This window comes from Bacillus sp. 2205SS5-2, from assembly GCF_037024155.1.
Lineage (GTDB): Bacteria > Bacillota > Bacilli > Bacillales > Bacillaceae_K > Bacillus_CI.
This window is the reverse complement of the sequence record NZ_JAYKTS010000036.1, coordinates 15,815-39,166: the sequence shown is the minus strand read 5'-3', so window position 1 is coordinate 39,166 and position 23,352 is coordinate 15,815. Positions and strand designations below refer to the sequence as shown.

20 protein-coding genes are annotated in these 23,352 nt (G+C 37.1%); 4 read left to right on the top strand and 16 right to left on the bottom strand.

Annotated features, from left to right (window positions below; translation table 11 throughout):
• Positions 1 to 944 precede the first annotated feature (944 nt).
• From U8D43_RS18310 to U8D43_RS18300, 3 genes are all read left to right on the top strand, one after another.
• The gene (locus U8D43_RS18310) at positions 945 to 1,265 is read left to right on the top strand and encodes a hypothetical protein (protein WP_335872610.1); all 321 of its coding nucleotides are present in this window, start codon (positions 945 to 947) and stop codon (positions 1,263 to 1,265) included.
• A gap of 628 nt (positions 1,266 to 1,893) precedes the next feature.
• On the top strand, positions 1,894 to 2,427 hold the full coding sequence (locus U8D43_RS18305; protein WP_335872609.1) for a DUF6944 family repetitive protein: 534 nt from the start codon (positions 1,894 to 1,896) through the stop codon (positions 2,425 to 2,427).
• A 139-nt stretch (positions 2,428 to 2,566) separates the two neighbouring features.
• A complete protein-coding gene (locus tag U8D43_RS18300; protein ID WP_335872608.1) occupies positions 2,567 to 3,517 on the top strand; it encodes a VanW family protein in 951 nt (316 codons plus the stop codon).
• A 4-nt stretch (positions 3,518 to 3,521) separates the two neighbouring features.
• Here the strand turns inward: U8D43_RS18300 and U8D43_RS18295 are convergent, their stop codons facing one another.
• From U8D43_RS18295 to U8D43_RS18260, 8 genes are all read right to left on the bottom strand, one after another.
• Positions 3,522 to 4,151, bottom strand: a complete 630-nt coding sequence (locus U8D43_RS18295) for a lysoplasmalogenase (protein ID WP_335872607.1) — start codon at positions 4,149 to 4,151, stop codon at positions 3,522 to 3,524.
• Positions 4,152 to 4,617: 466 nt separating this feature from the next.
• Positions 4,618 to 5,790 carry a sporulation protein YhbH gene (gene yhbH / locus U8D43_RS18290; protein ID WP_335872606.1) on the bottom strand — a complete coding sequence of 391 codons (1,173 nt, stop codon included), beginning with the start codon at positions 5,788 to 5,790 and terminating at the stop codon, positions 4,618 to 4,620.
• Positions 5,791 to 6,422: 632 nt separating this feature from the next.
• Positions 6,423 to 6,737, bottom strand: coding sequence for a hypothetical protein (locus U8D43_RS18285; RefSeq protein WP_335872605.1), 315 nt, complete (start codon positions 6,735 to 6,737; stop codon positions 6,423 to 6,425).
• Between the two features lie 556 nt (positions 6,738 to 7,293).
• Positions 7,294 to 7,467 carry a hypothetical protein gene (locus U8D43_RS18280; protein ID WP_335872604.1) on the bottom strand — a complete coding sequence of 58 codons (174 nt, stop codon included), beginning with the start codon at positions 7,465 to 7,467 and terminating at the stop codon, positions 7,294 to 7,296.
• 275 nt (positions 7,468 to 7,742) lie between these two features.
• Positions 7,743 to 7,949, bottom strand: a complete 207-nt coding sequence (locus U8D43_RS18275) for a hypothetical protein (protein ID WP_335872603.1) — start codon at positions 7,947 to 7,949, stop codon at positions 7,743 to 7,745.
• A 514-nt stretch (positions 7,950 to 8,463) separates the two neighbouring features.
• Positions 8,464 to 10,359, bottom strand: a complete 1,896-nt coding sequence (locus U8D43_RS18270) for a PrkA family serine protein kinase (protein ID WP_335872602.1) — start codon at positions 10,357 to 10,359, stop codon at positions 8,464 to 8,466.
• 527 nt (positions 10,360 to 10,886) lie between these two features.
• Positions 10,887 to 11,636: an oxygen-insensitive NADPH nitroreductase gene (gene nfsA, locus U8D43_RS18265; protein WP_335872601.1), complete on the bottom strand. Its 750-nt coding sequence runs from the start codon at positions 11,634 to 11,636 to the stop codon at positions 10,887 to 10,889.
• Complete coding sequence (locus U8D43_RS18260) at positions 11,620 to 12,540, bottom strand: TetR/AcrR family transcriptional regulator (RefSeq protein WP_335872600.1); 921 nt, start codon at positions 12,538 to 12,540, stop codon at positions 11,620 to 11,622. The genes nfsA and U8D43_RS18260 overlap by 17 nt, the downstream gene beginning before the upstream one ends.
• 268 nt (positions 12,541 to 12,808) lie before the next feature.
• On the opposite strand from U8D43_RS18260, the gene U8D43_RS18255 reads away from it, so the two are divergent.
• Complete coding sequence (locus U8D43_RS18255) at positions 12,809 to 15,874, top strand: efflux RND transporter permease subunit (RefSeq protein WP_335872599.1); 3,066 nt, start codon at positions 12,809 to 12,811, stop codon at positions 15,872 to 15,874.
• Between the two features lie 391 nt (positions 15,875 to 16,265).
• Here the strand turns inward: U8D43_RS18255 and trmL are convergent, their stop codons facing one another.
• The 8 genes from trmL to U8D43_RS18215 all read right to left on the bottom strand — a co-directional run bounded on the left by trmL (position 16,266) and on the right by U8D43_RS18215 (position 23,350).
• Entirely contained in the window at positions 16,266 to 16,739 is a 474-nt protein-coding gene (trmL, locus tag U8D43_RS18250; protein ID WP_335872598.1) for a tRNA (uridine(34)/cytosine(34)/5-carboxymethylaminomethyluridine(34)-2'-O)-methyltransferase TrmL, read from the bottom strand.
• Between the two features lie 128 nt (positions 16,740 to 16,867).
• Positions 16,868 to 17,287, bottom strand: coding sequence for an arsenate reductase (thioredoxin) (gene arsC / locus U8D43_RS18245; protein ID WP_335872597.1), 420 nt, complete (start codon positions 17,285 to 17,287; stop codon positions 16,868 to 16,870).
• A gap of 307 nt (positions 17,288 to 17,594) precedes the next feature.
• On the bottom strand, positions 17,595 to 18,890 hold the full coding sequence (locus tag U8D43_RS18240) for an arsenic transporter (protein ID WP_335872596.1): 1,296 nt from the start codon (positions 18,888 to 18,890) through the stop codon (positions 17,595 to 17,597).
• A 14-nt stretch (positions 18,891 to 18,904) separates the two neighbouring features.
• On the bottom strand, positions 18,905 to 19,249 hold the full coding sequence (locus U8D43_RS18235) for an ArsR/SmtB family transcription factor (protein ID WP_335872595.1): 345 nt from the start codon (positions 19,247 to 19,249) through the stop codon (positions 18,905 to 18,907).
• 284 nt (positions 19,250 to 19,533) lie between these two features.
• The gene (locus U8D43_RS18230) at positions 19,534 to 20,505 is read right to left on the bottom strand and encodes a sugar phosphate isomerase/epimerase family protein (protein WP_335872594.1); all 972 of its coding nucleotides are present in this window, start codon (positions 20,503 to 20,505) and stop codon (positions 19,534 to 19,536) included.
• Positions 20,506 to 21,558, bottom strand: coding sequence for a Gfo/Idh/MocA family protein (locus tag U8D43_RS18225; protein WP_335872593.1), 1,053 nt, complete (start codon positions 21,556 to 21,558; stop codon positions 20,506 to 20,508).
• Between the two features lie 19 nt (positions 21,559 to 21,577).
• Complete coding sequence (locus U8D43_RS18220; protein WP_335872592.1) at positions 21,578 to 22,603, bottom strand: Gfo/Idh/MocA family protein; 1,026 nt, start codon at positions 22,601 to 22,603, stop codon at positions 21,578 to 21,580.
• 21 nt (positions 22,604 to 22,624) lie between these two features.
• Positions 22,625 to 23,350, bottom strand: coding sequence for a ThuA domain-containing protein (locus U8D43_RS18215; protein ID WP_335872591.1), 726 nt, complete (start codon positions 23,348 to 23,350; stop codon positions 22,625 to 22,627).
• Positions 23,351 to 23,352: the final 2 nt, after the last annotated feature.

Sequence of the window (23,352 nt, the reverse complement as noted above, 5' to 3'; positions counted from 1 at the left end):
TATCATTTATCTCATTTACAAGACTTCTTTTAATAAATGATCTCCCAATTGATTGGTTATCCGAAATGAGTGTAGTTTTAAAAAACGCCCGGATTTTCTACGGGATTAGTTTGCCTGAAAATGGATAATCAACACGCCTGGTATTATAGGTTACTTATCGTAGCGCTTTCTTCTCAGTAGTATATATTGAAATAAATGGATTCGGGTCATTTTCCCGTCTATTTTCGAACAAAATCGATACTGTTATTTTTCCCTGATTGAATTTTATACCTATACAGACCAAATTCTTCTTCAATCCTCATAGTTCCTTAATCATGAACGGAAATAGTTGAAGTAAAAATGTATTATGACACTTTGCTTTTCAATGTGTTCATCGTTAACCATGCATCTTGATTCGAAAAACAAATTTGATCAAATATAACCTCCCGCGACCTATTCTCAACTGCCTTTAATGCTGATTGCTCATCATAACCATTTAGTCTCAATCTACCCACTTCATTTTCCAAGGAAATAGGGTGCTTTGCCTCATTGAAATGGTTAGAAATAATTTCTTCTTAATAATAGGCTGTTTTCGCAAAGATTGTGGCTTTTCGAATAGGAATATATCCCACGATTTGTATGACTCCGAGCTCTTTTCCTCATGAAAACTTCTCCATTTCTAGATAAAAAGTAAGAAATCAGTCGAAAAAACCTTATTGCCTGTTTTTTCTTTGTGCCAATAGCAACATAGTATACGAAAAGAGCCTAATAATAAACGCTTTTAGAAAACAGTGTTATTTTGGGGTTAGGACAATAATCTTGAGAAGGTAGTCTTATTGCACTTTTCCTAGAGTGACATTAGAGTGTAATAAAGAAAAAAAATGAAAAATCCTTATGAATGGTTTCATTTCCCACGTGAAAGGTTATATATGGACTACTACTAAATAGTAAAGGTGGAATAAAAAATGAAAGAAATGCTATCTGTAAATTTGAATTTTACTCAGCCACTTACGATGAATAAAATTGTTCAATTCTATCAATTCACTAAACACTATAACGGAAACATTTATCTAAAAAACAACCAAAGATTACTTTTAATAAAATCACTTCCTAAGCTCGTTTCCTTCTTACTTATGTTATCACCTAAAGAAATGACTCTTGTCATTGATGGGGAAAATGTCCAAAATGCCTATCAATCTATATCAGATATTTACCACTCCAATGCCAATATGCAGCAAGCCACTGTAACTCAAATCTTATCTCCTATGATGAAAGTGAAAATATAAAATCACAGTAGCTTTACTTCTCGCAACAGAAGGCTCTAAAAGCCTCTATCGAAGTATTCTGATTACAATTCCTTTAATAAACACCGAATATTATCTCCTTATTTTCCAAAAAAACAGCTAAATAGGCTGTTTTTCGTTCGTGGCATGATATCCCTATGAAAAATCAATTTCCCTTCGAATGTTTTTTTGTAAGAGGCTTTTAGTAGCAGGATATATTTACTTCTAATGACTAAGATCGGCACATTTCTTCTTATAGTTTCTTGAGAAACCAATATCAAAAGAAGCCCATAACCTATCTTTTTCACGGTGTGTATACTGATGCGAAAATCATTTTTTTACAAACACATATATATATTAGGTTCTTTTCGTAGCCAATGTATCTCCTTTGTCTAATTCTAGATTGAATCCTCCATTTTGCTGTTGATTATCCCTCAAAAATAGACGAAAAAATGCGCCGAAAAAAGCATTATCACTGTTTATTAACTGATTCGAAAAGCACAAAATCTGCGATAACTGCATTTTCAAAGGATGTTGTACTAAAAATTATGCCCTTTTTTGGTCCAAGTGCTATGTCAACAAGCCTTTCCTTCCATATACTATTAACATTCAGATAAAGAGGGAGGTTTTTATGGATAATCGAACTAAGGATATTTTTGCTGCCTGGGTGCAAGCGATTGGAACGGTTCTCTCCGCAATTGGTAGTACACCATTTGAAAACATATCAGAAGAAAAACTATTGGCACTTAATCTATGGGGAAATGAACTACAAGCCTCTGGAAATGCACTTGCAGCCGATGCAGAGGAAAAATTCACTCTTAATAAGTTTGGTAATCAAATCCAGTCAATCGGGAATTTAGTGGTTATTTCTGGAATCATCATTGAATTTAATGAAGTAAAGAAACAATTGTTAGACATCCAAGGGAATTTGTTACAAGCTCTTGGAGGTGGCACCGCTTTAGGGGATGTATTCAATAAAGATCCATCTATTGAATTAGCTTATAGTCTATACGGAAACCTACTCCAAGTCATCGGTAATTCACTACAAGCCATTTCTGGGACACTTGAACTAAAGGGACAAGAAGCAACGAAATTAAATGTGGTGGGGAGTTGGATTCAAGCAATTGGTTCGGTAATTTCTGCACTTGGTACGACAAAATACTAACCCACTTCATGTTCCACTTAATAATTACCTTTTATTTCAAGCTATTGAATAGGTCCATTTATTTCACAATAACAGAGAACAGTTCTTACGATGAATGATTTTATTACAAGCTGTATCAAATTGATGGTGGTGAATCTTCATGAAAATATTGCTCACCTTTCTGTTATGCATAAGTATCCCAAATAGTAGCACCCCAGAACTAATTCTACACAGCAATGGAAAAACGTTAGACAGAATAAATCCTGCTTTTTTTAACCATCCTATTTTTGGTGACTTAATGGTTGATGAACAAAAATACACCGATTTTCTAGCTGCTATCGAAGAAAAAGTAGAAGAGAAACCCACCAATGCCTATATAGGAAAAAACAACGAAATCGTTAGTGAAATAACGGGACAAACACTGGATCGAAAAAAATTCAGAGAACTTTTTCACCAATATTTCTATAACAAAATGACCAACACAGTAGAAGTGCCAGTAAAGGAACTATATCCTAAGGTAGATAGCGAGCTACTTGATCGCATCCGCGCTAAGTGCATTGGTTCATATAGTACTTACTTTAATAGCTATAACTCTCAACGTTCTCATAATATTCGTTTAGCTACAGAGGCTATTGACAATGCGGTGATTTTTCCCGGAGAAATATTTTCTTTTAATAAAGTGGTAGGAAAGCGCACAGCTAAAAAAGGCTATCTTCCTGCTCCTGTTATCGTGAGAGGTGAGTTATCTGAAGGTATTGGAGGAGGAATATGTCAAGTGTCTTCAACCTTATTTAATTCAGTAGATAATGCAGGGGTTCACATTGTTGAGCGCTATTCTCATACACGACGTGTACCTTACGTCCCACCTAAGCGGGATGCGACCGTCAGCTGGTATGGACCTGACTTTGTATTTAAGAATCCACACCAACATCCTCTTCTCATACGTGCTCAAGTATATGGGGGACAGCTAATCATTAAAATCTTTTCTTCAGATGAGTCCCTTACTCATAATCGAAATCTACCTAGCGCACCCAAAACATTACCAAAAGAAGTCAATTTAACTCAGTCTAAATCAATCAAGCCTCATCTATCAACAGAACAGGAAAATTAATTCACTATGCTAACACGCTGAGGGAAATTAAATATTGTGCAGCATAATAAGTAATCATCACATAGTATTGAGCCGTTTGGAAAGGCTTAGCGAACTTGTTCAATGCCAATATTGCATCAGAGAGCAGAAAGATTATTGAGCCAATAATCGCTAATTGGCTTCCCGTTGAAAAGGAATAAACTCCCATAAAACAAATCACAACAATGTAGACAAAAACCCCTACTTGTAGAACAATGTTTTTCTCCTGCTTAAGGCTCTTTAACAAGTAAGCATAATAGAGTATGCCTACTGCAAAAAACGGAATTCCTACATTCCATTCAAATGAGAGATTAGTTAATCCTTGAGTAAATGCGATAATGTAACAAAGATGAGCTATGAGAAAAGAAACCAATCCTTCCAAGAATTTATTCTTTGGAATCATGAGAAAAATATCACCGCTCAAAGAGAAAATCAACCCAATGATTATCCAGGTACTCTCATGAGTTAACTCTTCTGTACCAAAGCTGACCATAAGGATCATCAGCAGAATAGTACCAGGTTTAAACGTATACACCCAAAAAGAGTTTCTCAAATGGTATGCAATTAAATATGAACTTGCTGAAAGAAAAATGAATATACTAATAATCCAAATCATTATCGTTTTTATTCCTCCTACATTCTTAATAACCTCTCTATGTAAATTCTACATATGTTCTTTTTTTCCTATTAGGATGTTATTTTTTAGAAAAAGTTCAAAATGATACGCATAGATGACCCAAAGTCATCCTATTTCAATATTTTAATACTTATACGAATGCAGTCTCCCTATTAAATCGATAAAATTACTGGCTTTAGAGATTGCGTTTAAATAGATACACAAGACTTATCAAATCCAACCTAATGCTTGATGTATGTTCTTCTTATCAGGCTATGCTCCTATATATTGTTGCTATTTCAGCAAATTTTAGATTTAATCCATCATTTTGTTATTTATATTCGGCAATAACAGAGGAATGATGCCCCGAAGCAAAGTTATATCACCGTTTATGGACTGGTTCGAAAATCAATAACTTTTGCGAAAACAGCCTCATAAAAAAACCAGCCTCTTCGGCTGGTTTTTTTCATGCATACAACTGGTTCTCTTCCTCTTGTTTAAAGAAACTCTTCATTGCATGAAATACGTCTGCCTTTTTCTTTAAAATAAAGTAGCGAAATAGCTCATCATCGATGTTTTTATAAGCCGACATTAATGTGCTGTGACGATTGTATTGATTTACCTCACCGTATCCAAAAATACTTGACACTTTCATTAGTTCTTCAACATATTTTAGGCATCTTGCATTATCAGAGGTTAAGTTATCCCCATCAGAGAAATGAAAAGGATAGATGTTATATCGATCAGGTGAATAGTTTGTGTCGATAATTTCTAACGCCTTTCGATAAGCCGAAGAACAGATCGTTCCACCACTTTCACCCTTAGAAAAGAAATCTTCTTCGGATACAACTTTTGCTTCCGTATGATGGGCAATAAATTCAATTTCTACAGTTTCATACTTTGTACGGAGGAACCTTGTCATCCAGAAGAAAAAGCTTCTAGCCATATATTTCTCCCATACGCCCATTGAGCCACTAGTATCCATCATAGCAAGTACAACTGCTTTTGATTCAGGTTTTAACACTTCATTCCAAGTACGGAATTTTAAATCCTCTTGACGAATTGGATGAAAGCCAGGTTTACCTGTCAAAGCATTTCGTTTAAAGGCTGATTTCATCGTTTTCTTCTTATCTATATTCCCCATAAGACCTGTTTTTCGTATATCATTGAACTCTATGTGCTCGACTGTGATAACATCTTGTTCTTTTTTCTTTAAATTTGGAAGCTCTAACTGACTAAACAACACATCTTCAAGCTCAAGCATGGATACTTCAGCTTCATAATAATCCTCTCCAGCCTGATCGCCAGCTCCTTGACCTTTTCCTGGACCTTTTTGTGACTCTGATCCATCCCGTGCCACAACATCTCCTACTTGACTTTCCCCATCCCCTTGGCCAATATGCTTATTTTTATCATGACTATAACGTATTTTATATTCATCCAGCGAACGAATCGGTATCTTCACGACATCTTTCCCGTTTGACATGACAATGCTTTCTTCGGTAATTAACTCAGGAAGATTATTCTTGATCGCCTCTTGTACTTTTTCTTGGTGTCGTGTTTGATCATCGTGGCCTTTTCGGTGGAGGGACCAGTCTTCCTGAGAAATCACAAACTGATGATTATCCGAATTACTCAACACATTCCCCTCCTTTATACATTCACACTATTTTCATGTCTGCATAAACTATTTCGAGTGTCTAATAATTTACTCTATTCGAATGACTTAGTATCTAATTACTCTATACTATGCAGAGAATCTGAATTATTTACAAATAATTCAGATAATAAGGCGTTTGCCTACTAAAAATAGACAAGCCATCAAATCAATAGTGTTTTAATAAATATTTATTGGTATTTATTTTTATACTCAATTTCCATGTTGATTGTTCCAAATAAAAAATCTTTCATATCTGATATTCTATATTTGATTTAAGGTTCATTTATTGTACTCTTTAAATTAGGCTCTTTTCGTATATATTGTTGCTCTTGACACAAAGAAAAAACAGGCAGTAGGGTTTTTTCGATTGATTTCTTCCTTTTTATCTAGAAATGAAGAATTTTTCATTAGGAAAAGAGCTCGAAGTCATAGAAGTCAAGGGATTCCTTCTTATTCGAACAGCCACAATCTTTGCGAAAACAGCCAGTACAAAAAACACTTTCCACCTTTTCAACAACTATGCTCCATGAGTCAGGAATAGCGAAACTCATATATTTTTTCTTCCCTTATCGAACAAGAAAAGCCGCCAAATGGCGACTTTTCTTGTTCTCTCACATTACATTGGAACTTTGTTGTCGTGCTTGTGAACGATAAGCATCTATTAAAACAACTATAGCTGTAATAATATGCATGACCATTCCCACAAAAGGAATCCATGCAATACAATTCGTTACTATCCCAAGGATATTTCCAGTCTTAGATTCATCTTCTTTTATTGAAAAGACAAGTGACACAATATGTAATAATAGCAATAACACTAATGGTGTCCAAGCAAAAGAAACTACAATCACCCCACCAATAAACGGGATTCCTAAGATCGCTTCAAACGCTCCTGTAATCCATTTTAATATTGTCGATGTTTTCATCAGTTTCCCTCCTTTCTAATAATCTACATAAAGTATATAACAAGATGTACTCGATGAATGCCTTTTATTATGAAAAAGAGAAAAAAAATGTCGGTATTGCTTTAAAAAGCATCATCTCAATGTTGTTGCTGTACTGTATCTAATGAACAAGGATCGAGAAACTAGATTTTGCGGTACTCACTTATCTCTCTACCTATTTATTCATTTAACATTTGACCCACTATTATGAATAAAAAGCGGCGCGGAACCACGATAAATGAAGCTGAGCTTTCGCAAAATTTGTTGCTGTTCGTATCAATTTATCAACTAAGATATAGCTTAATTTCGGGCATCACTTCGGCTACTTTTGATGGATATCCATAGTATATTGGTGTATTTAATCAAAAATCAGATGAAATAGCCATAATATATACGAAAAGAACCTTCCATTAAAAAATCGGTTTTGGCGCATACGTCAATTATTTCTAAATGAAATTTTAACTATCCTAGAAGTATGGGTGCCCCGAAGCCTGTCATTTTAACGGACTACATCTGGCTATAAAAACATATATACTCTCTACAAGTCTTCCTTTTGATATTGAACCGGATCGGGTTGCATCTTATCATCCTTAAGCTCTTCATTCGTACGAAGGCGCTCCATCTGTTTACCTAGTAATTCTACTTCTTCAAAATCTTGGGCCATTGATCCGTTTTCTGGTTCACTGTTTGTAATGTGCTTCTCCTTTTTCACCTTTATCACCTCTATATTACTTTTCCCAGAGCTAGAGAATTTAAAACAAAGGCTCATTTTGTGAGTTTTATTGCTATATTAAAAAAAACAGATGTCAATTCCGTTAAGTAGTTCAGTTATTGTGGAGAAAACTAAAAAAACAAGCTAAATAACATTTGAATTCCCAGAATAAATCACACAGTAAATGGCACACAAAAAAGCTCAGAGTTTATTTGTTCTGAGTTTGTCTTTTTTAGAGGAGTTTATTTCATTAAAGCCCCCAATAATTCAATTATTTATCCATAAAATCCTATCAAATTCAATAGCGCAACCCCGCAAACGGTTACAACAACTCCTACTAGCAAAGATAGCATTGTAGTTCTAAGTTTTTTAGTATCTATCAAGATAGTAATTCCAATAATGACTGTAAATATAAACCCAAAAAACAATGAAGCAAAAGGGTTGGTTGGTGTAATCCAATCATACCAACTAAGAAAGTCCATTATTCTTACCTCCATTTTCACAATAAAATTCATCTTTTAAAAACCTAAAAACTTAATTAAAGATTACTATCCGTTAACGGAACAAGACCAACTTCTCTTCAATTATATTTTAGCATAAATCACCTTTTCCTTTTTTTTATTTTTAGCGCCTCAAATAACAACCATAATCACACCTATAATAACGGAACGACGATAGCTGTTGGCAATCAGTTACTTCATATGCTTTTCACACGTTAATTCAGCAACGAAAACAGGGATAACCCTTACATATCAATAAAAAATCGAGTATAAAACCTTTGCGATTTTATACTCGATTTTCAATGCTAATTCTATTGTTTCTCCACGTTATCTGGACTACTTACAATTCGTACTTAGTCTTTATTTATATTGACAATGCTACACAATGAATTCCGAAGTCTTACTAAATCGCAAATTATTCATTTCTGCGAGAAGCATTTTTTTGAAAATTGCCAAAACAAACAAGCCCCCTCACAATGATGAGGGAGCTGAAACCTTAACGATTTAATAAACTTCCAACATAGCGAAGGAGATCATTGGCAGAGCTAGAGTTATATCCATGCTCATCAATAAGCCTTGCGACAACTTCATTCACCTTTTTCAACTGCTGCTCATCTGGTGTTTTACTAGAAGTTGTAATTTTGACGACATCTTTTAAATCAGCAAACAACTTCTTCTGGATAGCCTCACGAAGACGATCGTGAGAATTATAATCAAACCTTTTTCCTTTTCGTGCATAGGCAGAAATCCGAATCAAAATTTCTTCACGGAAAGCTTTTTTCGCATTTTCAGATATTCCAATTTGCTCTTCTATTGAACGCATTAATTTTTCATCTGGACTAATTTCTTCTCCTGTCAATGGATCTCTAAGCTTAGATTTATTACAATATGCCTCTACATTATCTAAGTAGTTATCCATTAACGTTTTCGCAGACTCCTCGTAGGAATACACAAAAGCCTTTTGAACTTCTTTTTTGGCAATATCATCGTATTCCTTCCGAGCTAGTGAAATAAAGTTCAAATATTTCTCTCTAAGTTCATTTGTAATCGATGGATGTTGGTCGAGTCCTTCTTTCAACGAGCGCAAGACATCCAGAGCATTAATGGTCGGAATCTCTTTCCTAATAATAGTCGAAGAGATACGGTTGATCACGTAACGTGGATCTATCCCGCTCATTCCTTCATCTTGATACTCTTTCTGCAACTCTTCTAAGTCAGCTGAATTAAACCCTTCCACATTTTCACCATCATACAATCTCATCTTTTTAATCAGATCTATATCCCCACGTTTCGGTTCTTTCATTCTGGATAAGATCGTAAACATCGCCGCGACTCTTAATGTGTGGGGTGCAATATGAACATCAGCAACATCGCTTTCATTTATCATTTTTCCATAAATTCTTTCTTCCTGCGTCACTTTTAAGTTATAAGGAACAGGCATAACGATAATACGAGAGTGCAAGGCCTCGTTCTTTTTATTCGAGATAAAGGAACGATACTCGGTTTCATTCGTATGAGCCACAATCAGTTCATCTGCTGAAATTAACGCAAACCTTCCTGCTTTAAAGTTTCCTTCTTGTGTTAAAGATAGTAGATGCCATAAGAATTTTTCGTCACACTTTAACATCTCTTGAAATTCCATTAATCCACGATTAGCTTTATTTAACTCCCCATCAAATCGATAGGCACGAGGATCCGACTCCGATCCAAATTCAGCTATTGTCGAAAAGTCAATGCTACCTGTTAAATCCGCTATATCTTGTGACTTCGGATCAGAAGGGCTGAAAGTTCCAATTCCAGTACGCTTATCTTCCAAGAAGAAAATACGCTCTACGAGAACATCTTCAATTCGACCACCATATTCTTGCTCGAGCCTCATTAAGTTCAGTGGTGATAAGTTTCCTTCAATTCGAATCCCGTATTCATTAAAGTATTCTTCACGAAGATGGTGAGGTATTAAATGAAGCGGATCTTCATGCATCGGGCACCCTTTAATAGCATACACCGCTCCTCGATCTGTTCTTGTGTAAGCTTCAAGCCCTCTTTTCAGCATAGCGACTAAGGTAGATTTACCACCTGAGACTGGACCCATCAATAATAAAATCCGCTTCCGAACGTCTAATCTTTTTGCTGCGGGATGAAAATACTCTTCAACTAAACGTTCTAACGCCTCTTCTAGACCGAATAGTTGATTATTAAAGAACTTGTATGTCCTTTTTCCCCTAACCTCTTCGACACCTGCATCTTTGATCATGTGATACACTCGAGAATGGGCAGATTGTGCTACCCACGGTTTTTCCTTTAAAATCTCCAAGTAATCCCCAAACGACCCTTCCCATTTCAATGTCTCTTCTTCATCTCTGAATTGTTCAATTCTTTTTAAAATATCCATAAGGACCTCCCCTTGTCGCTTGTTGAGAGACGATTAATATACTCTATGCTCTTCGTCCACCCTTCATGAGTAATCGGACAAGATTTCTTTTTTCTCTTTCAAACAAGTTCCTCTAATTGAATATCATAGAATGAAAAGCGTATGATTTGATCTTTGTTTTATGTCCAATGCAATCCATTCATCACACAATCAATACATCGATTTCAAAAAAGGGTGGCCTTACATTCCAGCGGTTTTCTTACACCCAATAATCAGACGCCCTTTCAAAATTCCTCTACGTTAACATTCACAGCCCAATAAAAATAGGCTATACTATAAGATAGTTATGCTTGTTCAAATTATGACTAAGGAGGCTAACATATATGGGATTAATTATCATTCTAGGTGTATGTGCAACATTCCTAACAGCCATCTTCACAGCCGGCTACGACAGCAAACCAGGAATAGATAAATAAGAAAAGCGAAAGTGGCTCGCCAAGGGACTCAGAGGTGCACTAAAATAGAAAAAGCTGCCAATGGCAGCTTTTTCACTTTTTATTTAATCCTTTACCCTCAAGATACTGCTTCAGATACAAGCGTTTTGGAAAAGAAAACATCGCCACCATTTGCTCTGACCATTTATCCTTCCGCTCACCTCTTGTTCTCTCCTCGTAGTAAGCAGAAATTTGCTTATCGTAGGCCTCAATCTGCTCTTTCATAACCTTTTTATCTTTTTCATACACGTCTTCATGATAAATACTTGTTTGCGTCAAGCGTAGTTTTTGATTCGGTTGATGAGCAGGATAACCGACAGATAATCCAAACAGCGGAATTACTCTATCTGGAATCTCCAACAACTTATCAACTTCTTTTAAGTTATTTCTTATACCGCCAATGTAACATATTCCTAAACCCAATGACTCGGCTGCTATACTCATATTTTGAGCCGCTAGTGCCGCATCAATAGTTGCAACCATAAATTTTTCTGCACTTTCAAGCGATTCCGTAATGTCCTTCTGTTCCCATTCTCCCATTAATTGATGACGATATAGATCTGCACAAAACACAAAAAAGTGACCATTCTTCTCTACGTATTCTTGCCCACCCGCTAACTGAGCTAACTTTTCTTTTTTATTTTGATTCGATACCCCTATTATAGAATAAGCTTGTACAAAGCTAGAAGTGGATGCCGCTTGCGCACTTTGAATAAGCACCGAAATCTGCTTTTGCGATAAACTTTGTTCGGTAAACTTTCGAATCGAACGGTGGTTCAATATGGTTTCAACTGTTTGATTCATTTCCATCCCCCTTTCCAAAATGTGTTGTTGGTTTCACTAATACAACGGCTTCTAAATTCTTTGCTTCTCTGTGCCATAATCGTTCTTGTTTAATGTAAGAAAATAATCCCATGAGAACAATTCGTTCAGGGTGGGGCTTTTGATACTCTTCGGAAATTCGATAGATACACTCTTCATATGACGACTTATCGACTACATCGGAGGAAGCTATTTTCTTCTGCAATTCCTGCCATGCCCTTTCTTTCTGAGCAAATGAAGCAAACAGAGGATCTTGATCCATTTTCACGATAAATCGAGTCATATCCTTCTCCTGTAATACTGATTCACTCTCTCCCCTAAAGTAAGCGTTGGCTAGTGTTGTTAGTTGCCTAGCGAGATGATTGGCAATTTGTTTAGGGTGAAGTGGCGCCATTTCAGTTACATACAACATCATATACGAAGTATAAATTGATTGCATCATCCACATTAAATCCCATTTATATCCTTGAATTTTATCCCCGTACATCTTATCCAGATTATATTCTAACCAAGTAAAAAAACGTCCTCTCATCCGGTGTCCCAATGATTTTAGCTTTTCACTATTCGTTGCGCCTTCGCCCTGCATATGCATTTTCATATATGCTTTATTTTCATACATACCCTCAAACTGAATCGTGAACTGTTGTACTAACCTTTCTTCTGTAATCACACCATCTAAAGCAACGGTATAAGCCCTAGTGAATATGTTCTGTTGATAATGCTCATAGATGGAAATCATTAAATCCTCTTTTGACTCAAAATAAAAATACAATGAACCTTTCGAAATATCTAGCACATCGGCAATTTCTTGCATCGAGGTTTTTTGATAGCCTTTTTCCGCAAACAGCAGCACAGCAGCTTCGATAATTTTGTCGCGCTTACTCATTACCCTCACCTTCTTTCCTAATGGTTCTTTTCGTATTTCTTGTGGTATTTAGTCTAATTATAGATGGAATCCCCATTTAGCTGTAGATTCGCATTAAAAACAGACTTCCTATACTAATAATCTGAGCACACTTAAACTTGACGAATACTGCTTAAAATGGCAATATGACTTTTGAGTCAACTAATAAAAGTTGATTTTAAAGCTTTTATATACGTTATTATAAAATAGTTGACCTAATAGTCAACTTATCTTTAAGGAGGATGAATTTATGCTGGAATGGATGTTAAAACGATCAAAAATCTTTTTTGTTTTATTTTTATTATTTGTGATTGTCGGTGCTTTTACTTTTACTATGTTACCTCAGCGTGAAATCCCCGAAACTACGATAAACATTGGAACGGTCACCACCGTCTATCCCGGAGCCACGGTAGATAATGTCGAGAGAAATATCACCAATCCACTTGAACAAAAGCTTTTAAGTATTGATGGAATAGAAGAACTTAATTCCTCTTCTGCTGCCGGTTTCTCTTCTATTATCGTAACGGTTACAGAGGGAGAAAACAAAAAAGAAGTGTTTAGTAATATACGACAAGCTGTTTCGGAGGCCTCTTCTTCTTTCCCTGAACAAGCTTTTGAAACAGAAGTAAATGAAACAACAGTGAAAACTCCAATTGTTTCTTACCACATCACAAGTGAGAATCGAGAGGATTTAGCATCTTTACAAACGGAGCTTAGTCGCTGGAAAGAAGAAATCGAATCGCTTTCTGGTGTTGCTGGAGTCACCATTAAAGGACTTTCAGAAGAAGAAATTATTATTAAATTTGATTCTGTAAAATTAGCCGAAAAGGGACTAATCCTCTCAGACGTGCTATCTGCCATTAATGAAGAATTTTCGCCAACTCCACTTGGAAAACAGCAAGTGGATGGAAGAGTTGTTCAATTAACAGTTAATCACTTTGAAACCGTAGATGATATGGAAAACCTACTCTTAGGGCATAGTCCACAAGGGGATGCGGTTTATTTAAGGAATGTTGGGCAAGTCGAGGTTACACCTAAAAAGACAGTTGATTTAATCACGTTTGAAGGCAAACCTTCTGTCTCGCTAACAGCCTTTGTTAAAGCTGGTCAAGATATCCCGACCGTAGACGAAAGGGTCCAGAAAAAAATAGAAGAATTATCACCTTCTTTACCAAGTTCCGTCGAGTTACAGTCTTACTATTCTCAAGCGAAACTCGTCAACGATATTTTCACAGGACTTTTTGTTTCATTGCTAATTGCGGTGATTGCAGTGATCTTCACTACCTCATTAGGACTAACCGTATCAGGAGCCTTCGTTGTTGCACTTGCGGTACCGATGTCTATCTTAATAGGGCTGATTCCTCTTCCATTCTCTGGAGTAGACTTAAATCAAATTTCTGTAATAGGAGCTATTATTGCCCTAGGGATTTTAGTTGATGATTCTATCGTGGTAAATGATAATATCCAACGCCGCTATAAACTCGGAGAAAGTGCACTTACTGGTGCGATAAATGGTGTCAAAGAAATATGGGTATCGATTCTCACATCATCGCTTGCCATCGTATTTACTTTTTTACCGTTAATCTTTTTAACTGGTGGCAATGGCGCTTTCATTCGAGCACTACCCACTGTATTAATCACGACCATCATCGCTTCAACGATTGTCGCCTTATTCTTTGTGCCAATGATGCGATTTGTACTTTATAAAAAAACAAATAAAAAAATTACCGATTCTCCTGGTCTTCTAGGAAAGCCATTAAATAAGCTGGCAGACTATTATGCTGATACCATTTTAAAAAAGTCCAGCAAACATCCGTTCATCGTTTCCTTCTTTGGGTTACTGCTAACGCTTGGAGTGTTTGCTTTAATTGCCTTTACACCTTTCGAATTCTTCCCAGCAGCTGATCGGGAAGAAGTCACGATTGATGTCACGCTCCCTATCGGCACCCCTCTTCAAGAGACGCAATCCGTTCTTGAAGAAATGGAAGAAGTGTTACTAACTGATGAAGGAGTGAGGGAGACTAGTGTTTTTGCCGGAACTGGTTTACCGAATCTCTTTAATAGCTCCTTACAGGTTACTGGAGAAAATACAGGACAAATCGTCGCACGCGTAGACCGGGAAACTCAAACAGCAAAAGGTCTGATTGACCAATGGACTGACCCGCTTCGAGAAAAGTTTGATTCTGCTCAAATCTTTCTTAATACAATTGAACAGGGACCTCCTTCTGGTGCCCCTGTTACTGTAACTATCAAAGGTCCCGAGCTTGAACCCTTGCTTGAACTTCGTGAAAATCTAACATCTGAAATTGAAGATCTCGGTACGGACCTTGTTCTCGATAATGTAGGTTTGCCGGAACCAACAATTTCATACATTCCCAATCGTGAAAAATTGGAAGAATTCAATATAAGTATAAAAGATATCAGTGATCGGATCCGTCTAGCAACGGATGGTCTGCCTCAAGCACCTTTTGACAACGGGATTGTTCGTCGAGATATGACTATTTTTCTTGATTCTGTTGGAAAAGACGAACTCGACCTTGAGGAACTGAGCATTGCGTCTTCCGTATCAAAACAAGAGGGTCCGCCTGCTTTAATATCTCTGGATGAACTATTACTAGTTGAAAAAACAGAAACATTGCAAAGAATCCCGCATATTGATGGGGAACGGGCGATTACGTTAAGAGCGTTCCCAGGGGATTTAGACGATTTTAAAGACGATGTTACCAGTATCGTAGAAAAGCAACGTGAAGGCTTAAATAACAATAATTATCAGATTATTATGGGCGGGGAAAATCAAGCACAAAATGATTTCTTTACGGAAATTACCGTCCTCTTTATTATCGTGATTTTCCTGGTGTATCTGTTAATTGCGTTTCAGTTTAACTCTTTATCGTTACCATTTCTTGTACTCGTCGCCGTTTACCTCGCCATTGCAGGAGCTATCCTTGGATTGTTCGTAACCCAGACCCCTATCAGCTTCCTTGCCGTGATGGGAATGGTTTCTCTCACCGGGATTGTTGTCCGGAACTCCGTTGTGTTAATTGAATTTATTGAACAAGCACAAAAAGAGGGAATGCCTGTCGTAAATGCCGTCATTGAATCTGGTCGTGCGCGTATTCGACCAATTCTTTTAACAGCACTTACTTCCATTGTGGCATTAATTCCCGTTGCTGTTAGTGGTGATGCATTATTCAAACCACTTGCCATTACGATTATCTCAGGGATTATGTTCTCAGCTTTATTAACACTTATTATTGTCCCAATGCTGTATTTAGTATTTAATCGTTTTAGAAAAAAGCAAAAGGCAGAAGCCTAAGAAAACGACTAGACACAAAATATTTTCAAATTGATACTTTTAAAAAATCCTGATGTTGATTTTACTCAATATCAGGATTTTCTATTGAACAATACATTACGTTCCAATATATGAACCAGCCGGTATTTATGTAAGTAAAAAATCATTGATGGGGATCATTCGTTCCGTGTATTACTCTTCTATTATTAAAAGTCTGTTTTCGTAAAGTTTGTGGCTTTTCGTATCAATTCATCCTCTATGATACTGATTTGTTTCGGGCATCATTTCGTCTATTTTTGATGGAATTCAACAGTGAAATGTAAGATTTAATCAAAAATATGATGAAATAGCCACAATGTATACGAAAAGAGCCAATAGAAAAAAGATGTCCATCGACTGGACATCCCTCTTCTTAACGCAAATGTAAGAAATTTTGTTGTCTTAATGCTTCGTAAACTAAAATAGCTGCCGTATTGGACAAGTTCAATGAACGAACATTTTCATTCATCGGAATACGCAAGCTTCGTTCTTTATTTTCTTCTAGAAGATCCTTCGGTAGTCCGGTTGTTTCTTTTCCAAACATAAAGAAATAATCTTTCTCTTGATTACTGTAGTCAAAGTCCGAATGTGGTATTTGACCAAATTTCGTTAAATAGAAAAATTCTCCGCCTTCGTTCTTCTCGAAAAATTCATCTAATGAATCGTAATAAACAATATTTACATATTGCCAGTAATCTAATCCAGCCCGACGCAGCATTTTATCATCCGTGGAAAAACCTAACGGACGAATCAAATGAAGCGTTGTATCGGTTGCTGCACAAGTACGAGCAATATTCCCAGTATTTGCCGGTATTTCTGGTTGATACAATACAACATGAACTCCCATAATCTTGTCACCTCATCTAAACAATCTAAATGACATTATACCATTGATTAATCAAGGAATAAATATTCTTTCTCCTTGCGAGGTGAGTAGTAGTACCTTATCAACCTACCTTGAAGAATCGGTCTGACTTATTCTCCAGTTTTTGCAAATGCTTCGATTCGCTCGCTTATTTCATCACGGACACGTTGAAAGAATGCCCATTTTTCTTCTTCTGTTCCTTCTGCTTTCGCCGGGTCATCAAATCCCCAATGTACACGCTTCACATGTGGAGGAGTAACAGGACAATGGTCCGCTGCATGACCACATAAGGTAACCACTAGGTCGGCATGATTCAAAATTTCTTGATCAATCACATCGGAAGATTGCTGAGAGATATCTATATCTACTTCTTTCATCGCTTTCACTGCATTTGGGTTCAGTCCATGTGCCTCTAATCCAGCACTTTTCACATCCCACTCAGCACCGAGATGTTTTTTTGCCCACCCTTCTGCCATTTGGCTTCGGCATGAATTTCCTGTACATAAGAAGTAAATTGTTTTTTTAGTCATCATTTAGTCTCCTTTAATTCTAAATTTTAAGTAAGGCTGATTCCAAAAAATTAATTGTTTATCACATTAGAACATATATCTAAATAGAACTAGAATTCGGGTCGTCTTTTTCCTAAATTCATGAATAGTAATCCGGGCATTTCCATCCTTAATTTGATTCAATAGCAGAACATTTACGATAAACACCATAGCGGCTACCATGAAAATAAGCCATTTCTATCCCAATAATGATTTAAGACTGATTTATTTTGGGATAAGCTAAATGATTTTCCTACGCATCTATATTCCTTTTTTCTCACAAAGAGCCTTAAATAATTAATAACCAGATATACAAACCAGCAAGTGTAATGAACAAAGTCGGAATGGTTAAGATGATTCCGGTCTTAAAGTATGTTCCCCATGAAATTTTCACACCTTTTAATGACAATACATGAAGCCATAACAACGTTGCTAACGATCCAATTGGGGTGATTTTCGGGCCCAGGTCAGAACCTATGACATTTGCATACACTAATGCTTCTCTTATGACACCCGTTGTATTCGTCTCTGAGATAGCAAGAGCATCAATCATTACCGTAGGCATATTATTCATCACGGAAGACAGAATGGCAGCAATGAATCCCATTCCAATAGTTGCTGCGAATAATCCTTCGTCTGCTGTGGCTTGAATCACGTTTGCCAAAATAGCGGTTAACCCAGCATTTTTCAGTCCGTACACAACGACATACATTCCTATGGAAAAGAAAACGATGGCCCAAGGTGCACCTTTTATGACCGTTTTGGTATCCACGACAGGGCTTCTCTTTGCCATAATTAAGAAACAAATTGCCACTATACCTGCAATCAAAGAAACTGGGATATTAAGGAATTCACTTAAGAAATAACCCATAAGAAGAATGCCAAGTACAATCCACGAAAATTGAAACATCTTTTGATCTTGAATTGCTTCCATGGGTTGTTTCAGTTGTGATAAATCGTAGTTCTTTGGAATGCTCTTTCTAAAGAAGAGATATAAAACCAATATACTTGCACCTAATGAGAACAGATTGGGTACAATCATCCTCGAAGCAAATTCAACAAATCCAATGTCAAAATAGTCCGCTGATACGATATTCACTAAGTTACTCACGACAAGAGGAAGGGAAGTGGTATCTGCGATAAAACCACTTGCCATAATAAATGGAAAGACCATTTTTTCATTAAAATTAAGGTTTCTCACCATGGCAAGTACGATAGGGGTCAATATTAACGCTGCACCATCGTTTGCAAAAAATGCGGCAACAATGGCACCTAATATGGTTACGTAGACAAACATTTTTACTCCATTACCTTTTGCCGCTCTAGCCATATGCAAAGCAGACCATTCAAAAAAACCAATTTCATCTAAAATTAACGAGATAATAATGATGGCAATAAAAGCCAATGTGGCATTCCATACAATTCCGGTAACATCTAATACATCTTTTAAATCCACAACCCCAACAAGAAGTGCAACTAAGGCTCCCCCCATGGCCGACCAACCAATTGAAAGTCCTCTTGGTTGCCAGATAACCAGTATGAGTGTGATGAAAAAGGTCACCGACGCTAATATAACTGATAACATAAACGACCCTCCAATTATTCACATGAAATTCTAATTCCTTTTTCTTCTAATTCTTTAATTCGATAATTTTGATCGGGTAGATGCTGAATTAAATCATTAATCAGGGGATAAAACTCACTTTCCTTATTTAGCGAATACATAACCCATTGTCCTTTTCGTGATTCTTTTACGAGTTCAACATCTTTTAATCTACGAAGATGTTGACTAATCCCAGGCTGGCTTGTTTGAAAAATCTCAACAAACTCACACACACAACAATCATGTGAATTTAACATTTTGATCATCGTTAATCTTGTCTTGTCTCCTAATATCTTCAGAAGTGCTGCTGTTTGATTGATTTCTGTCACTCTAATTTGCAACTCATTCACCACCCTCGTCAAAAGAAACTTGATATAACCAATGACTTATATAATAAAACACTTATATACTATTAGCAAGTCCTTATTGAATATACGTAGTTCTGCTACATTCAAGATATCTCAAATTGCAGCATCTACTTATGTTCCTACTTCTATTTTCACTAATTCATTGTTAACTAAAAAAAATTAAAGATACTTCGAACCAGACTCAAAACTTTTATTATATCGTTTCTACTTCCAATTCCTCAAAAAAAAAGAACCCTACCAGGCTCTTTCCTCCACTTCTACACCCACCGCATATCAGATGGTTGATCTTCTATTAAAATCGATTTTAAGTTTTTCACCGCACGAGCAAATCCTTCTTCAATCGACATAATCGGATCTTCATGTTCAATGCTCACAACATAATCATACCCAAATGTTCTTAATGCACTCATCATATCCGACCACTCCTGCAAGCTATGTCCACACCCAACTGAGCGGAATGACCAGGCTCTTGATTGAACATTTCCGTAAGGCTGCATATCAGTAAGTCCATACATATTAACATTATCTTGGTCAATATACGTATCTTTTGCATGAAAATGATGAATCGCATTTTCTTTACCAAGTATTTTAATCGCTGCTACAGGATCAATTCCCTGCCACCAAAGGTGACTAGGATCGAGATTTGCCCCAATCGCATCACATGTTTCTTCTCGTAATTTTAATAAGGTGTAGGGGGTATGAACAAGAAAGCCACCATGTAGTTCTAGACCAATCTTCACATTAAGATCCTGAGCTAATTTACCCATTTTTTTCCAATAAGGAATTAATTTTTCTTTCCATTGCCATGTTAAAATATTGCCATATTCATTAGGCCACGGGGCAACCGGCCAGTTAGGGTGCTTCGCATCCTCATGGTCTCCAGCTGTTCCCGAAAAGCAATTAACGACAGGTATCTTCATCAGGCTTGCCAGTTGAATCGTCTTCTCTAGAACTGCATGAGATTCTTCTGCAAAACCTCTCTCTGGTGAAATTGGATTTCCGTGACAGCTGAAGGCACTGATTTCTAGACCTCTTGAAGTTATTTTTTCAAGGTAAGCTTGTCTTTTTTCTTCACTTTCTAAAAGGGCATCCAGTTCGTGACAATGTGCATTTCCAGGATAACCGCCTGTCCCTATCTCAACCGCATGAAGACCCGATTCTTTTACATAATCCAACATTTCATCAAGGTTTTTTTGTGAGAATAAGACGGTGAACACACCAAGTTTCATCTATACTTCCTCCTCTTTCAATCGAATGCTTCGACCCGTTTCACTGCTATGGTAAATCGACGCTATGATTTGCGATACTTTCATCGCTTCTTCGGGCTTGACTATAAGCTCTTCTAACCCAAGACAGCTATTGATAAAGTTTTTTGCTTGTGGCAGGCTTGGGTCGTCTTCTCCTTCAATCCAATTGGCCACACTATTTAAAAGCATGCCATGCTTCATTTGATTGAGATGAAAGGGAAATAAATCGACTCCTCCCGTTTCACCTGAAATACTTAAATTTTCTTCATCACTCTTTACATTTGCAGACCAAGAAGTTTCGAATAGTAGGGACGCTCCATTATCAAACTTTATGTACGCTGTCACATGATCATCAACTTCAAATAATTTAGAGTCAAAATCTCCCCACTCATTCACTTGGTCTGACATTCTACTAAGCTTGTTATACGTCGTTCCGGATACTTCAATAGGAATAGGATCTCCCAGTAGCCAAATAGCAAGATCAAGAAAATGACAACCATAATCAATCAAGCTTCCTCCGCCTTGGAGTTCTTTATTTGTAAAAACTCCCCAACCTGGAACCTTCCTACGACGAATGGCTCTTGCTCTGGCAACCATTGGTTTACCAATTTCATTTTCTGAAATAATGCGTTTGGCTGCACGTGAATCTTTCATAAAACGATAATGATAGGCAATGGCTAACACTTTACCAGACTCTTCAGCTGCATCTATCATAGCTTGAGACTCTTTTGGCGTCATTGCCATTGGCTTTTCACAAAATACATGGAGACCCGCTTTAAGAGCAGCTATTGCAATTTCTGCATGAAATTTATTTGGGGTACAGATCGTCACAACATCTACATGCGCAAACACATCCACATAATCACTGTATACTTTTGAAATACTGAATTTTTCTGCAACTGCTTGAGCAGTCAATGTATTAATATCGCTAATAGCTTCAATGCTCACATTTTCTGAAAGCTGCATAAATGTAGGGATATGGCGTGCTTGAGCGATCCCGCCTACCCCAATGATTCCCATTCTTAGTTTTGTCATAGCCGCACAGACACCTCAATTACAGTTTAATAATCTTTTTGGTTTCATTCGATTCTAATGCTGATAAAACAACTTGTAAGGATTTCATTCCTTCCTCACCGTTTACTAAAACTTCTTTATCTGTCACAATCGCAAGGACGAATTCATCCACTATGTGAGAATTATTTTGTCCACCATCGTCATTCGTTTGAATGCCACTAAGCTCATACTTAACAACTTCTCCGGTAGCATATTGAATAACTAATGAATGTTGAGGATCATCCTCTAATCGGAGAATCGCTTTTTCTCCATAAATAATGGTCGAATTGTCTTCTTTGGACACATAGGACCAACTTGCTGCCAGTGTTCCAATTGTTCCACTCTCCGTTTTCAAAACACATACGGCTGTATCATCCACATCTGCATTTTTCTTCGCGCTTGTTTCAATAAAGGCTCCTACTTCTACAAATTCTTCCCCAAGGATGTAGCGTAATAGATCCGTTTTATGAACGCCAAGATCTCCCATGGCACCGATGTAAGCTTCTTCTTTTTTGAAAAACCAGCTGTTCTTCCCATCAGCACTCCAACCTTCTGGACCACCATGGCCAAATGCCGAACGAAAGCTATATATTTTACCTATTTCGCCGTTTTCGATTAACTGTTTTGCTTTTCGATGAGATGAAACAAAGCGTTGGTTATGCGCAATCATTAATTTTCTATCATTCTCTTTAGCTGCTATAATCATTCGCTCTGCTTCTTCACGAGATGTAGCCATTGGCTTTTCACATAACACATGTTTGCCCGCATTAAGAGCCGCGATCGAAATAGATGCATGTAAGTTATTTGGTGTACAAACACTTACTGCGTGGATATCTTCATTGGCAAGTAAATCCTCGAACCTTATATAGGCATTAGCTCCATAAATATCAGCTGTTTTTTGTACCCGCTCTTCTACGATGTCACATACTGCAACAATTTCAACTTGATTATTATTCGCATATTCTGGCAAGTGTCGATATTGAGCAATACTCCCGCACCCAATGACACCAATATTTAGTTTACTCATCCTTTTTCCCCCTCGTCTCGACTAATTACTACCTCTAATTACTTCTAATGGTTGTGCATTTCCATATATAGGTCGAGAATGATTCACTGGCTTCGCCCATTTCACCGCATTCACGATTACTTTTTGAACATCTTTGTTGTAGTAGGTTGGATACGTTTCGTGTCCCGGACGGAAGTAAAAAATTTTTCCATTGCCGCGTTGATAGGTACATCCACTTCTAAATACTTCTCCGCCTTCAAACCAACTTACCATCACAAGCTGATCAGGAGCTGGAATATCAAAATGCTCTCCGTACATTTCTTCATTCTCTAAATCTATATACTCACCTAGTCCCTCCGTGATCGGATGGCTCGGATCTACAATCCAAATCCGTTCTTTTTCTTCAGCTTCTCGCCACTTTAAATCGCAAGAAGTCCCCATTAGAGTTTTAAATATTTTCGAAAAATGACCTGAATGGAGAACAATTAATCCCATCCCGTCCAGGACCCGCTGCTTTACTCTTTCAACAATTTCATCTGATACTTCATCATGAGCCACATGTCCCCACCATAAAAGAACATCCGTTTCCTTTAACACATCTACTGTTAACCCGTGCTCCACCTCATCAAGCGTCGCAGTTTTTACATCGAAATTCTTTTCTCCTAAAAAAATTGCGATTGCCCCGTGAATGCCTTCAGGATAAATCTTTCTTACCTCTGGTTTGCTTTGTTCATGACGGTTTTCATTCCACACTGTAACGTTTAACATAT

Bases quoted from the DNA above. Each gene is read 5' to 3' on its own strand.
- U8D43_RS18310 (WP_335872610.1), top strand. From the start codon at position 945: ATGAAAGAAATGCTATCTGTAAATTTGAATTTTACTCAGCCACTTACG.
- U8D43_RS18305 (WP_335872609.1), top strand. From the start codon at position 1,894: ATGGATAATCGAACTAAGGATATTTTTGCTGCCTGGGTGCAAGCGATT.
- U8D43_RS18300 (WP_335872608.1), top strand. From the start codon at position 2,567: ATGAAAATATTGCTCACCTTTCTGTTATGCATAAGTATCCCAAATAGT.
- U8D43_RS18295 (WP_335872607.1), bottom strand. From the start codon at position 4,151: ATGATTTGGATTATTAGTATATTCATTTTTCTTTCAGCAAGTTCATAT.
- U8D43_RS18285 (WP_335872605.1), bottom strand. From the start codon at position 6,737: ATGAAAACATCGACAATATTAAAATGGATTACAGGAGCGTTTGAAGCG.
- U8D43_RS18275 (WP_335872603.1), bottom strand. From the start codon at position 7,949: ATGGACTTTCTTAGTTGGTATGATTGGATTACACCAACCAACCCTTTT.
- U8D43_RS18270 (WP_335872602.1), bottom strand. From the start codon at position 10,359: ATGGATATTTTAAAAAGAATTGAACAATTCAGAGATGAAGAAGAGACA.
- nfsA (WP_335872601.1), bottom strand. From the start codon at position 11,636: ATGAATCAAACAGTTGAAACCATATTGAACCACCGTTCGATTCGAAAG.
- U8D43_RS18260 (WP_335872600.1), bottom strand. From the start codon at position 12,540: ATGAGTAAGCGCGACAAAATTATCGAAGCTGCTGTGCTGCTGTTTGCG.
- U8D43_RS18255 (WP_335872599.1), top strand. From the start codon at position 12,809: ATGCTGGAATGGATGTTAAAACGATCAAAAATCTTTTTTGTTTTATTT.
- trmL (WP_335872598.1), bottom strand. From the start codon at position 16,739: ATGGGAGTTCATGTTGTATTGTATCAACCAGAAATACCGGCAAATACT.
- arsC (WP_335872597.1), bottom strand. From the start codon at position 17,287: ATGACTAAAAAAACAATTTACTTCTTATGTACAGGAAATTCATGCCGA.
- U8D43_RS18240 (WP_335872596.1), bottom strand. From the start codon at position 18,890: ATGTTATCAGTTATATTAGCGTCGGTGACCTTTTTCATCACACTCATA.
- U8D43_RS18230 (WP_335872594.1), bottom strand. From the start codon at position 20,505: ATGAAACTTGGTGTGTTCACCGTCTTATTCTCACAAAAAAACCTTGAT.
- U8D43_RS18225 (WP_335872593.1), bottom strand. From the start codon at position 21,558: ATGACAAAACTAAGAATGGGAATCATTGGGGTAGGCGGGATCGCTCAA.
- U8D43_RS18220 (WP_335872592.1), bottom strand. From the start codon at position 22,603: ATGAGTAAACTAAATATTGGTGTCATTGGGTGCGGGAGTATTGCTCAA.
- U8D43_RS18215 (WP_335872591.1), bottom strand. From the start codon at position 23,350: ATGTTAAACGTTACAGTGTGGAATGAAAACCGTCATGAACAAAGCAAA.